This is a genomic window from Pseudonocardia autotrophica (assembly GCF_003945385.1).
Classification (GTDB): domain Bacteria; phylum Actinomycetota; class Actinomycetes; order Mycobacteriales; family Pseudonocardiaceae; genus Pseudonocardia; species Pseudonocardia autotrophica.
The window spans coordinates 5742614-5757010 of sequence record NZ_AP018920.1; the positions used below are offsets into that span (position 1 = coordinate 5742614).

Genomic DNA, 14397 nt, shown 5'->3' on the forward strand with positions numbered 1-14397 from the left:
GCGCCACCGACGATGATCGCCGGGCGGCCCCGGTCCACTTGCTAGCGTCGTACTCATGGCATCTCGCGGGTCGCTCCCCTTCGACCCGATCCAGCGCGCGGCCAACCTGTGGGAGGAGCGGGTCGGCCCGTCCAGGACGATGGCCGCTGTCACCAGCGTGATGCGGGTGCAGCAGATCCTGCTCTCCGAGGTGGACGGCGCACTCCGGCCGCTCGGGCTCACCTTCGCCCGCTACGAGGCACTGGTGCTGCTCGACTTCGCCCGGCGCGACAGCCTGCCGATGCGGGTGATGGGCGAGCGGCTGCAGCTGCACCCGACCAGCGTCACCAACATCGTCGACCGGCTGCAGGGCGACGGATTGGTCCGCAGGCTCCCGCACCCGACCGACCGCCGGGCGACGCTGGTCGAGCTGACCACCGAGGGCCAGGCCAGGCTCGCACAGGCGACCGCCGCGGTGACCGCCATCGAGTTCGGGCTCGGCGGCCTGGACGAGGCCGAACAGGACCGGCTCACCTCGCTGCTGCGCAGCGTCCGCCGCGCGGCAGGCGACTTCGACTGAGCTCCGGCCGCGCACCCGGTCGCTCATCCCCCGCCCCGTCGGCGGCGCCGCCGGCCCGGCGGCGGGAGCCCGTGCCCGTAACCCGGCCAGATCCGCATGACCCGGCCACGCCAGGGCGCCGGTGACCGGAGCATCCGCCGCACCGTCGCCCATCCCGCGACCGCGCCGGAGGCACCGGCGAGCAGCACGCACGAGACGTAGTCGACCAGGTCCATGTCGCACACTCCCGATCACCGATCACCCGTGTCGACGCACGTGACGCACGTGTCGTGCCGCCGCACTCCCCGCACCGCACGTCGGTGTTGACGCCTTGTTGCGGCAACGGCGTTGACGCTAGCGCGGCACCCCGACAGAATCGGGCGGGTGGACGGCGGGAGCAGGGCGGCCGGCGAATCGGGCACGGAGGCCGGGTACCGCTTCCTGCGTGCCGCCCGGCTCGATCGTGGCTGGTCACAGGCTCGTGCCGCGCAGGAGCTCGCTCAGCTCGCGGAGCGCACCGGTGCTGCGACCGCCCGGCCGGGCAGCCTCAAGACCCAGCTCTCCCGCTGGGAGAACGGGCATGCGACCCCGGCCCCCGGGCAACGGGCGCTGCTCGCCGAGCTCTACGGGAGCACCCCCGCCGGGCTCGGCCTGGAACCGGCGCCCCCACCCGGAGCAGGCGGCGCTGTGGGCGTTTCGAGTGCGGCCGACCGGCTCCGGGCCGCGCTGGACAGGGCCGCGGCGGTCGGTGACACCGAGCTGCGGCTGCTACGCGACCAGCTGCGCACGACCGCGGCGCTGGACGGTCGACTCGGCACCGCGGCGGCGCACGGCCCGCTCGCCGCGCTGGTCGAGCAGCTCCACGACCTGCTGGCGCACACCGTGTGCCCGGATCGCGGCGCCGCGCTGGCGGAGCTGCTTGCCGGCGCGGCACTGCTGGCGGGCGATCAGGAGCGCGATCGCGCCGCACCGGACCGCGCTTGGCACGCGTACGGCGTCGCGGCCGATGCCGCGCGCCGGGCAGGCGACCCCAGCACCGCCGAGCGGGCCGCACGGCGCCGGGACCGGCTGCACACCGAGCTCGACGGGGACCTGCCCGAAGACCACGGGAAGTCGCTGGTGGAGCGGTACCCGGCGCCGATCGCGATCACGGTGGAGTTCGACGAGCACCCGTCCGGCGACGTGACCGGGCTCCCGCTGCGCGACCGGCTCGAGGAGGTCCTGCGGGAGGCCGTCGCCGCGCACCGGGACGGGCGGGCCGGACAGGCCGCCGGAGCGGCCGCACGAGCCCGCAGCCTCGCCCTGCGTGGCGGGTCGGCGCGGGCGCTCGCGCTGCTCGCCCGGATCGGCCGGTGACCGGCTGGGTCGGGTCGGGCCGGAGTCAGACCGGAGCCGGGCCGAGTCAGACCGGAGCCAGGCCGGGTCGGGCCGGTGGCAAGGCCGGGTCGGGCCTGGTCAGGCCGACTGCTCCAGCAGCGCGTCCGCGGCCGCCCACGGGTCCAGCTCTCCGGCCAGCACCCGCCCGGTGAGCACGTCCAGCGCGTCCCCGCCGCGCACCTGCTCCATCCGGGCACGCACCTGCTCCATGCCGATCGCCTCGATCTCCCGTCGGACCCGCTCGCTGCGGCGCCGGTCCCGCTCCCCGGACTTGCGGGACCAGGCCAGGTGGTCGTCGAGGGCATCGGCGAGCGCACCGATCCCCTCCGCCCGGGAGGCGACGGTGGTGAGGACGGGCGCCTCCCAGGCGTCGGCCCCGCCGTACTCCCGCAGGTGCAGCATGTTCCGCAGTTCGCGCACCGTCCGCCGGGCGCCCTCACGATCGGCCTTGTTGACCACGAAGACGTCACCGATCTCCAGGATCCCGGCCTTCGCCGCCTGGATGCCGTCGCCCATACCCGGCGCCATCAGCACGACCGTGCTGTCGGCCAGCCCGACGATCTCCACCTCGGACTGACCGACCCCGACCGTCTCGATCAGGATCACGTCGCAGCCCGCGGCGTCGAGCACCCGCAGGGCCTGCGGCGTCGCCCAGGACAGCCCGCCGAGATGGCCGCGGGTGGCCATCGAGCGGATGAACACGCCGTCGTCGTCGGCGTGCTCGCCCATCCGCACCCGGTCGCCGAGCAGCGCGCCGCCGCTGAACGGTGACGACGGGTCCACCGCGAGCACCCCGACCCGGCGGTCCCGGGCGCGCAGCTCGGTGACCAGCGCCGAGGTGCTGGTGGACTTCCCGACGCCGGGCGAACCGGTCAGCCCGACGACGTGCGCCCCGCCGGTGTGCGGGGTCAGGGCGGCGGAGACCTCACGCAGCTGCGGGCCGGCGTTCTCCACCATCGAGATCAGGCGGGCGACGGCGAGCTGCTGACCGGCACGCGCCCGCTCCACGAGCTCGTGCGGGTCCGGCGGTCCGGGCACGATCGGCTTCCTCCAGATCGGCCCCCGCCGAAGCGGGGGCCGACGATCATCACGTCCAGGTCAGGACTTCGGCACGCGGATGATCAGCGCATCGCCCTGGCCACCGCCGCCGCACAGCGCGGCTGCGCCGACACCGCCGCCACGGGCCTTGAGCGCGAACGCCAGGTGCAGGGCGATCCGGGCGCCGGACATTCCGATCGGGTGGCCGAGCGCGATGGCCCCACCGTCGACGTTCACCTTGTCCTCGTCGACGCCCAGCTTGCGGGTGGAGACGATGCCGACCGCCGCGAACGCCTCGTTGATCTCGACCAGGTCGAGATCGGCGGGCTGGATGCCCTCCTTCTCGCAGGCCTTCGCGATCGCGTTCGCCGGCTGCTCGTGCAGGCTGGCGTCCGGACCGGCGACGACGCCGTGCGCACCGATCTCGGCGATCCAGTCCAGCCCGAGCTCCTGCGCCTTGGCCTTGCTCATCACGACGACGGCGGCCGCGCCGTCGGAGATCTGCGAGGCCGAGCCCGCGGTGATCGTGCCGTCCGAGGCGAACGCCGGCCGGAGCTTGCCCAGGCTCTCCGCGGTGGTGTCACCGCGGACGCCCTCGTCGGTGGCGAAGATGACCGGGTCGCCCTTTCGCTGCGGGATCTCGACCGGGGTGATCTCCTGCTCGAACGTGCCGTCACCGGCGGCCCGGGCGGCCAGCTGGTGCGAGCGGGCGGAGAAGGCGTCCTGCTCCTCGCGGGTCAGGCCGTAGCGCTCGTTGTACTTCTCCGTCGAGGCGCCCATCGCGACCTGGTCGAAAGCACAGAACAGGCCGTCGTAGGCCATGTGGTCGGTGAGCGTGGTGTCGCCGAACTTGGTGCCCTCACGGGACTTGTTCAGCAGGTGCGGCGCCTGGGTCATCGACTCCTGCCCACCGGCCACCACGACGTCGAACTCGCCGGCCCGGATGAGCTGGTCGGCGAGCGCGATCGCGTCGACTCCGGACAGGCAGACCTTGTTGATGGTCAGCGCCGGGACGTCCATCGGGATGCCTGCGGCGACCGCCGCCTGACGTGCCGGGATCTGCCCCGCACCTGCGGTCAGCACCTGGCCCATGATCGTGTACTCGACCTGTTCCGGCGCGACACCGGCTCGTTCCAGCGCCGCCTTGATGGCGATGCCACCCAGCTGTGCGCCGGAGAATCCCTTCAGGGAGCCGAGCAGACGGCCCATCGGCGTGCGGGCGCCGGCGACGATCACGGTTCCGGACACAGGGGCCTCCAGCAGGCTTCGTTGACAGGTGCGCGGGCGGTCACCATACCCACGCGCCGCGGGCTCACGTGACACGTCGAAAGGTGTGGGTGACCAGCGGCACATGGAGCTACTCGCGGGTAGTCGAGGTAGCTTCTGCCCTCATGACGACAACCGATGATGCCCTGTCGCCGCTGGTCGTGGCCGTCGACCACGTCGGGATCGCGGTACCCGACCTGGACGAGGCGATCCGCTGGTACGCCGACAACCTGGGCCTGGTCGCCGTGCACGAGGAGACCAACACCGAGCAGGGCGTGCGGGAGGCGATGCTCGGCGCGCCGGGCGAGCCGGCCGGCGCCACGAAGGTGCAGCTGCTCGCCCCACTGAACGAGGACTCGACGATCGCCAAGTTCATCGGCCGCAACGGGCCCGGACTGCAGCAGGTCGCCTACCGGGTCACCGACGTGGCGGCGGCCGCCGAGGCGCTGCGCGCGAAGGGTCTGCGCCTGCTCTACGACGAGCCGCGCCGGGGAACCTCGAACTCGAAGGTCAACTTCGTACACCCGAAGGACGCGGGCGGGGTGCTGGTCGAGCTCGTCGAACCGGCCGCCGACCAGCACTGAGCTGCACTGTTCGGGTCACTCCTCCGGGTGCTCACCCACCCGGAAGGCCAGTACGGACGTCCGGTGGTCTGGGTCACGAAGTCGGGTCGGAACTCACGCCCGACGCCGTCCAACGGTTAGGATACTACGCAGTAACTTGCGGTATCCCAAGCAAATCGGGTGAATGCACCCGGATCACTCCCCTAGCAACGTCGCCATCGGAGGCCAGCAGTGAAGGACATCCGCGACGCCATCCTCGCCGGACAGTTCGCCGACGTCGGCGGCCTGGAGGTGCCCGAGAGCTACCAGGGCGTCACCGTCCGGGCCGAGGACGCCGACATGTTCGAGGGCCTGCCCACCAAGGAGAAGGACCCGCGTAAGAGCCTGCGGGTCGAGGACGTGGCCGTTCCCGAGCTCGGCCCCGGTGAGGCGCTGGTGGCCGTGATGGCCAGCGCCATCAACTACAACACCGTGTGGACGTCGATCTTCGAGCCGGTCTCGACGTTCAGCTTCCTCAAGCGCTACGGGAAGCTCTCCCCGCTCACCGCGCGGCACGACCTGCCTTACCACGTGGTCGGTTCCGACCTGGCGGGCGTCGTCGTGCAGACCGGGCCGGGCGTCAACGCCTGGAAGGCCGGCGACCAGGTCGTCGCGCACTGCCTCTCGGTCGAGCTGGAGAGCCCGGACGGGCACTCCGACACGATGATGGACCCGGAGCAGCGGATCTGGGGCTTCGAGACCAACTTCGGCGGCCTCGCCGAGCTGGCGCTGGTGAAGTCCAACCAGCTGATGCCCAAGCCCGCCCACCTGACCTGGGAGGAGGCCGCGTCCCCCGGGCTGGTCAACTCCACCGCCTACCGGCAGCTGGTGTCCCGCAACGGCGCCGACATGAAGCAGGGTGACGTGGTGCTGATCTGGGGCGCGTCCGGCGGTCTCGGCTCCTACGCCACCCAGTTCGCACTGAACGGCGGCGCGACGCCGGTCTGTGTCGTCTCCTCCGAGGAGAAGGCCCAGATCTGCCGCGACATGGGCGCCGACCTGGTCATCGACCGCAACGCCGAGGGCTACAAGTTCTGGAAGGACCCGCAGACCCAGGATCCCCGGGAGTGGAAGCGCCTCGGGGCGAAGATCCGCGAGCTCACCGGCGGCGAGGACCCGGACATCGTGTTCGAGCACCCCGGCCGGGAGACCTTCGGCGCGAGCGTCTACGTCACCCGCAAGGGCGGCCAGATCGTCACCTGCGCGTCGACCTCGGGATACATGCACGAGTTCGACAACCGCTACCTGTGGATGAACCTCAAGCGGATCGTCGGCTCGCACTTCGCGAACTACCGCGAGGCCTTCGAGGCGAACCGGCTCGTCGCCAAGGGCATGATCCACCCGACCCTGTCCCGGGTGTACCCGCTGGCCGAGACCGGCCAGGCGGCGTACGACGTGCACCGCAACGCCCACCAGGGCAAGGTCGGCGTGCTCGCGCTGGCCCCCGAGGAGGGGCTCGGCGTGACGGACCCGGAGACCCGGGCGAAGCACATCGACGGGATCAACCGCTTCCGCGGGGTGTGAGTGTGTCTCGGCTGTGCCTTTGGGCACAGCCGAGCACCCTGCCCGACGGTACGGTGACCCCATGGCCGGTGACCACGATGTACCCGTTCCACGAACCGGTTTCTCGGTCGCGCGCCGCGGTTACGACCAGGCGCAGGTCGACAGCCACCTGCGGCGGCTCGACGCCGAGGTGCGGATGCTGGCCGCCGACCGGGACGCCGCGGTTGCCCAGAACACCCGGCTGAGCCGGGAGCTCGACGACGCCCGTACCCGCACCGAGGCCATGCAGCAGCAGGTCAACCGCCTCGCCGGGCCGCCGCAGAGCGTCCAGGGCATGAGCGAGCGGCTGCGTTCGATGCTGCGCCTCGCCGAGGACGAGGTCGCCGAGATGCACTCCCGGGCCGGGCGCGAGGTGGCCGAGCAGCGCCGGCAGGCCGACGAGCACGCCCGGGTCGTCCTCGCCGACGCCCGTGCGCGGTCCGAGCAGATCCTGGCCGACGCCGAGGCGCAGCGCGCCGAGCTGGACCGGCGGGCCGACGAGCGCGAGCGGGCCATCGACGACCGGCAGGCACGCGTCGAACGAGAGCTGACGGACCTGCAGGAACGCACCCGGGCCGAGCTCGCGGAGGCCCGCAGCAGTACCGACGCCGAGCTCACCGAGCTGCGGTCGCGCACCGAGCGGTCGCTGGCCGAGCAGCGCCAGAACACCGAGCGTGACCTGTCCGATCAGGAGCGCGCCGTCACCGAGCGGATCGCTCGGACCGACACCGAGGCCCGGGAGAACCGGGAGCAGATCGAGCACGACTTCCGGATCGCGATGGACCAGCGCCGTACCGAAGCGCTGACCGCGCTGTTCACCGAGCGGGACGCACTGACCGAGGAGATCGGCCGCCGCAACCGCGAGGCCGACGAGCAGATCCGCCGGTCACTGGACGAGGCCCGCGCCGAGGGCGAGCAGATCCGATCCGATGCACAGCGCGACGCCGACGAGATCACCACGCGCGCCCGCCGCCGGGTCGAGCAGCTCACCGAGCTGCGGGGCCGGGTGGCCGATCAGCTGCGGGGCGCTCGCACCTTGATCGACGACGCGGCCGGGGACCTGGACGCCGGGCCCGGTCTCGACACGCCGGGCACCGCCGGACCCTCTCCGGAACCGGCCGGGGCGCTCGACGACGACGCGACAGGAGCCCCGTCACCGGCGCCGCGCACGCAGGCGAACGGCCGGACGAAGCACGCCGCCCGGGTGCGCTGAGCCGCACCACCGGCTGACCGAGCACACCGCCCGAGCGCGCCGAACCGCACCACCAGCCGGACCCAAGCACACCGCCCGAGCGCGCCGAACCGCACCACCAGCCGGACCCAAGCACACCACCCGAGCGCGCCGAACCGCACCACCGACCGGACCAGCTACACCGCCCGACGCGCTGAGCCCACCCCTCCGGCTGGGCAACGCACGCCGGGCGGGGGCGCTGGGCCTCCCCGGCTGGTCGGCCATGGTGTCCCTCGGTCGGTTTTCGCTCACCAGGTGAGCGAAAACCGACAACACCCCCACCTCTCCCCCGCGGCTCCTGACCGCGGCGCCGCCGCACCCTCCGAACCCCGTCCGACCGCGCCCTCCGCCGGGGCTGCAGCCCCTCGGCTCGTGTTCGCACGGGTTCGGCTCGTTCGCACGGGATCGGATCCCGTGCGAACGCGACGAACCCGTGCGGACGAGGGCGGGCGGGGGCGGGCGGGGGCGGGCGGGGGCGGGCGGCGGCCTCGCCACCAGGATTCGGCGCCGTCCGGATCAGTGCCGCCGGAAACCGGGCCGTCGCCGGTCCCGCGCGTTCCAGCAGGGCAGGTGCCAGTGCCTGCGGTCCTCGACGCCGCCGGTGCCGTCGGCCGGCCAGGCGACGACGTGCGGGGTCCCGGAGGGCAGCAGCTGCTCGCAGCCGGGGCATCGGTAGGTCTTCACGTCGTTGCCGCCGGGGACCCGGCGGACGTTCCACTCGCCGTCCCGGGCGTTCTCCCGGGACGTGATCGTGCCGCTGCCGAGCGGCGGCGCGACGGGACGACCCCGCCCCCGTTCCGAGGGGCGGGGCCGTCGCGCACGCCTGCCTGCCATGTCCCGCAGTGTCCCAGGGGCCGTCAGCGCTGCGTGTAGTCCCGGAACCCGTGCCCCGTCTTGCGGCCCAGGCGCCCGGCTGTCACCAGGTGCTCGAGCAGCGGCGCCGGCGCGAAACCGGCCTGCCGGAACTCCGAGTACAGCGAGCGCTCGATCGCCAGCGACACGTCCAGGCCGACCACGTCGAGCAGCTCGAACGGGCCCATCGGCAGAGCACAGCCGGTCTTCATCGCGGCGTCGATGTCGTCGGCCGTGGCGTAGTGCGCCTCGAGCATCTTCACCGCGTCGTTCAGGTACGGGAACAGCAGCGCGTTGACGATGAACCCGGCCCGGTCACCACAGCTGACCGGCACCTTCTTCAGCTTCTCGGTCACCGCCAGCACGGTGGCGGCGACGTCGCGGGAGGTCCCGATCGTCGACACGACCTCCACCAGCTTCATCACCGGTGCCGGGTTGAAGAAGTGCATCCCGATCACGTCACCGGGCCGCTGGGTGGCCGCGGCGCACTCCACGACCGGCAGCGACGAGGTCGTCGTCGCCAGGATCGCGCCCGGCTTGCAGATCTCGTCCAGCGCGCCGAACATCGCCCGCTTGACGTCGAGTTCCTCGGCGACCGCCTCGACGACCAGATCGACGTCGGCCATGTCCTCCAGCGAGGTGGTGCCGGTGATCCGCCCGACGATCGCGTCCCGGTCGGCCTCCTCCAGCTTGCCGCGGGCGACCGCCTTGTCCAGCGACTTGCGCACGTGCGCGATCGCGCCGTCGACCTTGGACTCGCTGCGGCCGCGCACGACGACGTCGTACCCGCCCTTGGCGAACACCTCGACGATGCCGGACGCCATCGTGCCGGTCCCGACGACGCCGACCCGGGTCACGTCGCGCAGCGTCACGTCCTCGGGCACCGTCGACGACGGGGTCTCGCCGTCCGCCACCACGGTCGAGCTGTGCGGGGCCTCGTAGGTGTAGAAGCCGCGACCGGTCTTCCGGCCGAGCAGCCCGGCGGTGATCATCTGCTTGAAGACCGGGTTCGGCGCGTGCAGCAGGTTGCGCGACTCCCGGTACATCGTCTCGAGGATCTCGTAGGCGGTGTCGAGCCCGATCAGGTCGAGCAGCGCCAGCGGGCCCATCGGGTAGCCGCAGCCGTACCGCATGCCGGCGTCGAGGTCCTCACGGCTGGCGTAGCGCTCGGCGTACATCTTCGCGGCGTGGTTGAGGTAGCCGAACAGCAGCGCGTTCGCGATGAACCCGGCCCGGTCACCGATCACCACCGGGACCTTGCCCAGCGAGTCGGCGAACGCCTTGACGTCGTCGATCACGTCCGGCTCGGTGACGACCGTGCGCACGACCTCGACCAGCTTCTGCACCGGCGCCGGGTTGAAGAAGTGCATCCCGACGACCTTGCCGGGGCGCTTGGTGCGCACCGCCAACTCGGTCACCGACAGCGAGGAGGTGTTGGAGCAGAGAATGGTGTCCTCGGAGACGAACCCGTCGACCGTCGCGAAGATCTCGGCCTTCGCCTCCAGGTTCTCCGGGATCGCCTCGACCACCAGCTGGGCCGGCGCCAGATCGGACATCGCCGTGCTGACCGTGATCCGCCCGAGCAGCTCGTCGGCCTGCTCCTGGGTGAGCTTGCCGCGCTGCACCGCGCGCCCGGTGGACGCCGCCAGGTGCGCCTTGCCCCGCTCACCGGCGCCGGCGTCGACCTCGACGGCAATCACCTCGAGGCCGTTGCGGGCGAAGACCTCGACGATCCCCGCGCCCATGGTGCCGAGGCCGACCACTCCGACCGTCCGGATCTCGCGTGCCACGCTGCAACCTCCCAGTTGGACGTCTCTGTCGTCGCGCGCGATCCTGCCATCCGAGCCGCTACCGGTGGGTATCCTGCGACCAGGGCCACCCCGGGGTGGCTGCCTGACCTGGCCGGACGGACGGGCCGGTCACCGCCCGTGCCGGGCCCGCACCACCCCGACCAGCGCCTGCATGGTCTTCGCGGTCCGCCGGAACGAGGTCACCGCGACCGGCAGCGCGAACCGCTGCCGGGCCACCGACTGGGCCCTGGTGAACTCGCGCAGCCCGTCGGCGCCGTGGATCCGGCCGAACCCGGACTCCCCCACCCCGCCGAACGGCAGCGACGGGATACCGGCGAACGAGATCACGCCGTTGATCGAGACCATCCCGCAGCGGAGCCGGGCGGCGATCTCGTCGCCGCGCTTCGCCGAGAACACGGTGGCGCCGAGGCCGTAGCCGGTCGCGTTGGCGCGGCGCACCGCCTCGTCGACGTCCGGCACCCGGTTCACCACGACCAGCGGCCCGAACGTCTCCTCGGTGACGGCCACCGAGTCCTCCGGGACGTCGGCGATCACCACCGGGGAGATGGTGCCGTCGTCGTGCACCGAGTCGGCGCCGCCGACGATCGCCCGCCCACCGGCCGACAGCGCCTCGGTGACGTGCCTGCGCACGATCGCGGTCTGCGACGGCATCGTCATCGGGCCGAGATCGCCCTCGTTGCTCGCGGAGCCGACCTGCAGCTTCGACGCCGCCGCCCGGACCTTCTCCAGGAAGCGCCCCGCGACGGTCTCCACGACGTACACCCGCTCGACCCCGACGCAGGTCTGCCCGGCGTTGGACATCCCGCCCCAGACCGCGGCGTCCGCGGCGGCGTCCAGGTCGGCGTCGGCGTCGACGATCAGCGGGTCCTTGCCGCCGCACTCCATCAGCACCGGGACCAGGTTCTCGGCGCAGGCGGCCATCACCCGGCGGCCGGTCGCGGCCGAGCCGGTGAAGGCGATCTTGCCGACGCCGGGGGCCCGGCACAGCTCGGCACCGGTCGCGCCGAACCCGGTGACGACGCTCAGCAGCGGATACCGGCCGACCTCCGGGACCGCCTCGGCGAGCGTGCGCGCCAGCTCGTGCGCGACGCCGGGGGTGAGCTCGGACGGCTTGAACACCACAGTGTTGCCCGCCGCGAGCGCGTAGGCGATGGACCCCATCGGCGTGAAGATCGGGTAGTTCCACGGGCCGATCACGCCGACCACGCCGAGCGGCCGGTACGCCACCGACGCGGCCTGGTTCGCCATCAGCAGGCCGGGCGACACGGACTTCCGCCCGAGCACCTTCGCCGCGTTCCCCGACGCCCAGTCCAGGTGGTCGATCGTCAGGACGACCTCGAGCCGGGCGTCGTCGAACGGCTTGCCGGTCTCGTCGGCCACCACCCGGGCGACCCGGTCGAGCTGACGGGCCAGCACCTTCCGCCAGGCGGCGAGCCGGGTGCGGCGCCCGGCGAAGCCCAGCCCGTCCCACCAGGCGGCGGCCTCCCCGGCGGCGCGGACGGTGGCGCGCACGTGGTCGCCGTCGTGCACGGCGTAGCGGGCCAGCTCGGCACCGGTACGCGGGGACAGCGACGCGAAATCGGCACCCCCGGCGGGATCGGTGGAGGCGGTCACGGCGGAGTCAGCGGCGGTGGCACTCACGTGATCAGGGTAGAGGCCCGCGGAAGGTCCGGCCGGGCCCGAGCTGGCCCGGCGGGGTCAGAACAGCCGCATCTCCTTCGACGTCATCCCGCGCAGCTCGTCGTAGTCGACGGTCGCGCAGCGGATCCCGCGGTCGGTGGCGAGCGTGCGCGCCTGCGGCTTGATCTGCTGGGCCGCGAACACGCCCTGCACGGGGGCCAGCAGCGGGTCCCGGTTCATCAGCTCCAGGTACCGGGTCAACTGCTCGACTCCGTCGATCTCGCCGCGCCGCTTGATCTCGACGGCGACGTGCTTGCCATCGGCGTCGCGGCACAGCAGATCGACCGGCCCGACGGCCGTCATGTACTCGCGGCGGACCAGTGTCCAGCCCTCACCGAGGGTCTCCGGGTGTGCCGCCAGCAGCTCCTGCAGGTGCGCCTCCACGCCGTCCTTGACCAGGCCTGGATCGACGCCGAGCTCGTGTGTCGAGTCGTGCAGGACCTCGTCGATGGTGATCACCAGCGACTCGTCGGCCTTGTTCCGCACCGTCCACACACCGGGCTCCTCGGTGAGCCAGCACGGCGGGGACATCCAGTTCAGCGGCTTGTAGGCGCGGTCGTCGGCGTGGATGCTCACCGAGCCGTCCTGCTTCACGAGCAACAGCCGCGGGGCCATCGGCAGGTGGGCGGTCAGCCGTCCTGCGTAGTCCACCTGGCAACGGGCGATGACGAGGCGCACCCGGCTCACTGTAAGAGGGGGGTGATCGGCGAAGCTGGGCGGGTGATCGAGCAGATCTCGACCCGCCAGGTGTACGCGAACAACTGGATGACCGTCCGCGAGGACGGCATCCGGCTGCCGGACGGCACCGAGGGCGTCTACGGCGTCGTCGACAAGCCGACCTACGCCCTGGTCGTCCCCCGCGACGACGACGGCGGGCTGCACCTGGTCGAGCAGTTCCGCTACCCGGTCGGCGAGCGCCGCTGGGAGTTCCCGGCGGGCACCGCACCGGACCGGGCGGAAGCCGACCCGGCCGAGCTGGCGGTCCGCGAGCTGGTCGAGGAGACCGGGCTCGCCGCGACCACGATGACCTTCCTCGGGATGCTCGACGTCGCCCCCGGCATGTCCAGCCAGCGCGGCCACGTCTACCTCGCCACCGGCCTGATCGCGGGCCCGCCGCAGCGCGAGCACCAGGAACAGGACATGCGTTCGAGCTGGTTCACCGCCGGGGAGTTCGAGGAGCTGGTCCGGACGGGCGGGATCACCGACGCGCAGACCCTCGCCGCCTACGCACTGCTGCGCCTGCACGACGATCGACGGGCCCGCTGACCGTCCGCCAGCAGGGCGCCGAGCAGCTCGGCGTCCAGCGCGGGCTCGCCGTCGAACGACTCCCGGACCAGTGCGGCGCCGCCGACGTCGTGCCCGGCGGTGGGTTCCGAGCGCACCACCACGGTCACCAGTCCTGCCCCGAGCGCGGCCCGCAGCCCCGGGGCCGAGTCCTCCACCGCCACCACGCACGACGCGGGCATCCCCAGCCCGCGCAGCGCCAGCCGGTAGCAGCGCGGGTCCGGCTTCAGCGCGGTCACGTCGTCGCCGTACACCGCCACGTCGATCCCGCGTGCGACGTCGCCGATGAGATGGGTGACCAGCGGCTCGGCCCACTCCCGGCGACCGGTCGTCACCACCCCGATCCGGGCACCGCGCCGGCGCAGGTCCGCGACCAGGGTCCGGACTCCGGGGCGGGCCGGGATCGAGCCGGAGCGGGCATGCTCGGCGAACAGCGCCGTCTTGGTGCGGTGCACCTGCGTCGCGATCCGCTCCGCCTCGTCCGCGCGGTGGCCGCGGGCGCGCAGGTCGGCGGCGATCCGCTGCCTGCCCCCGGTGACGGCGAGCAGCCGGGCGTAGTGCGCGGCGTCCCAGTGCACGCCGACGCCGTGCTCGGCGAACGCCCGGTTGAACGCCGGGCGGTGTCCGTCCCGCTCGCGAACCTGACCAGCTCGATCATCGGCAACGTCTTCGGGATCGCGGTGTAGCCGACGCAGCCGGCACCGTCGTCGGGAAGCTGGAGGGCGATCCGAACTCGGTCGCCGGGTTCTACGACGTGCTGCGCTCCGGGCGCTACGAGGCCGACCCGGTGAAGGGTCTCTACTTCGACCAGGACTGGGTGTCGATGCCGGCGACCATGCCGGTCGCCTCCGGCGGGATCCACGCCGGGCAGATGCACCAGCTGCTGCACCATCTCGGTGAGGACGTCGTGCTGCAGTTCGGCGGCGGGACGATCGGGCACCCGATGGGCATCGCGGCCGGCGCCGAGGCCAACCGGGTCGCGGTCGAGGCGATGATCAAGGCCAGGAACGAGGGCGCCGACTACCTCGCCCGGGGCCCGGAGATCCTGCGCGCCGCCGCGAAGCGCAACCGGCCGCTGGAGACGGCACTGTCGACCTGGGGCGACATCACGTTCGACTACGCCTCCACCGACACCCCGGACGTCGCAGCCACCCCCACCCCGGCCTGAGACGGAGA

General features: G+C 72.7%; 14 protein-coding genes and 1 pseudogene. 7 read left to right on the top strand and 8 right to left on the bottom strand.

Annotation, left to right across the window (positions count from 1 at the left end; translation table 11 throughout):
* The first annotated feature begins 55 nt into the window (after positions 1-55).
* Entirely contained in the window at positions 56-559 is a 504-nt protein-coding gene (locus tag Pdca_RS26855; protein WP_085910804.1) for a MarR family winged helix-turn-helix transcriptional regulator, read from the top strand.
* Positions 560-582: 23 nt separating this feature from the next.
* Here Pdca_RS26855 and Pdca_RS26860 read toward each other — a convergent pair whose 3' ends face one another.
* Complete coding sequence (locus tag Pdca_RS26860; protein WP_085910803.1) at positions 583-774, bottom strand: hypothetical protein; 192 nt, start codon at positions 772-774, stop codon at positions 583-585.
* A 148-nt stretch (positions 775-922) separates the two neighbouring features.
* Here Pdca_RS26860 and Pdca_RS26865 point away from each other — a divergent pair, with 148 nt between their 5' ends.
* Positions 923-1894, top strand: a complete 972-nt coding sequence (locus Pdca_RS26865; RefSeq protein WP_085910802.1) for a helix-turn-helix domain-containing protein — start codon at positions 923-925, stop codon at positions 1892-1894.
* 99 nt (positions 1895-1993) lie between these two features.
* Here the strand turns inward: Pdca_RS26865 and meaB are convergent, their stop codons facing one another.
* Together meaB and Pdca_RS26875 are read right to left on the bottom strand one after the other, a co-directional pair.
* Positions 1994-2953: a methylmalonyl Co-A mutase-associated GTPase MeaB gene (gene meaB, locus Pdca_RS26870; protein ID WP_085910801.1), complete on the bottom strand. Its 960-nt coding sequence runs from the start codon at positions 2951-2953 to the stop codon at positions 1994-1996.
* Positions 2954-3013: 60 nt separating this feature from the next.
* Positions 3014-4201 carry an acetyl-CoA C-acetyltransferase gene (locus Pdca_RS26875; RefSeq protein ID WP_085910800.1) on the bottom strand — a complete coding sequence of 396 codons (1188 nt, stop codon included), beginning with the start codon at positions 4199-4201 and terminating at the stop codon, positions 3014-3016.
* Positions 4202-4344: 143 nt separating this feature from the next.
* Between Pdca_RS26875 and mce the strand changes: the two genes are divergently transcribed.
* From mce to Pdca_RS26890, 3 genes are all read left to right on the top strand, one after another.
* Positions 4345-4803 (top strand): methylmalonyl-CoA epimerase, encoded by a 459-nt coding sequence (mce, locus tag Pdca_RS26880; protein WP_085910799.1) that lies wholly within the window; start codon positions 4345-4347, stop codon positions 4801-4803.
* A 210-nt stretch (positions 4804-5013) separates the two neighbouring features.
* Positions 5014-6345, top strand: coding sequence for a crotonyl-CoA carboxylase/reductase (ccrA, locus tag Pdca_RS26885; RefSeq protein ID WP_085910798.1), 1332 nt, complete (start codon positions 5014-5016; stop codon positions 6343-6345).
* 61 nt (positions 6346-6406) lie between these two features.
* The gene (locus Pdca_RS26890; RefSeq protein ID WP_085910797.1) at positions 6407-7576 is read left to right on the top strand and encodes a coiled-coil domain-containing protein; all 1170 of its coding nucleotides are present in this window, start codon (positions 6407-6409) and stop codon (positions 7574-7576) included.
* A 534-nt stretch (positions 7577-8110) separates the two neighbouring features.
* Here the strand turns inward: Pdca_RS26890 and Pdca_RS26895 are convergent.
* The 4 genes from Pdca_RS26895 to nucS all read right to left on the bottom strand — a co-directional run bounded on the left by Pdca_RS26895 (position 8111) and on the right by nucS (position 12615).
* Positions 8111-8428: a hypothetical protein gene (locus tag Pdca_RS26895; RefSeq protein ID WP_232021219.1), complete on the bottom strand. Its 318-nt coding sequence runs from the start codon at positions 8426-8428 to the stop codon at positions 8111-8113.
* A gap of 23 nt (positions 8429-8451) precedes the next feature.
* Entirely contained in the window at positions 8452-10236 is a 1785-nt protein-coding gene (locus Pdca_RS26900) for a 3-hydroxyacyl-CoA dehydrogenase family protein (protein WP_085910796.1), read from the bottom strand.
* Between the two features lie 129 nt (positions 10237-10365).
* Positions 10366-11871, bottom strand: coding sequence for an aldehyde dehydrogenase family protein (locus Pdca_RS26905; protein ID WP_174824318.1), 1506 nt, complete (start codon positions 11869-11871; stop codon positions 10366-10368).
* Positions 11872-11955: 84 nt separating this feature from the next.
* Positions 11956-12615 (bottom strand): endonuclease NucS, encoded by a 660-nt coding sequence (gene nucS, locus Pdca_RS26910; protein ID WP_085910794.1) that lies wholly within the window; start codon positions 12613-12615, stop codon positions 11956-11958.
* Between the two features lie 45 nt (positions 12616-12660).
* Here nucS and Pdca_RS26915 point away from each other — a divergent pair, with 45 nt between their 5' ends.
* Entirely contained in the window at positions 12661-13203 is a 543-nt protein-coding gene (locus tag Pdca_RS26915) for an NUDIX domain-containing protein (protein ID WP_232021732.1), read from the top strand.
* Here the strand turns inward: Pdca_RS26915 and Pdca_RS26920 are convergent.
* Positions 13161-13799, bottom strand: coding sequence for an HAD-IA family hydrolase (locus Pdca_RS26920; protein WP_232021220.1), 639 nt, complete (start codon positions 13797-13799; stop codon positions 13161-13163). The two genes, Pdca_RS26915 and Pdca_RS26920, sit on opposite strands and share 43 nt — an antisense overlap.
* A 128-nt stretch (positions 13800-13927) precedes the next feature.
* Here Pdca_RS26920 and Pdca_RS26925 point away from each other — a divergent pair.
* Positions 13928-14389 (top strand): annotated as a pseudogene (locus Pdca_RS26925) (RuBisCO large subunit C-terminal-like domain-containing protein); the annotation flags it as partial.
* Positions 14390-14397: the final 8 nt, after the last annotated feature.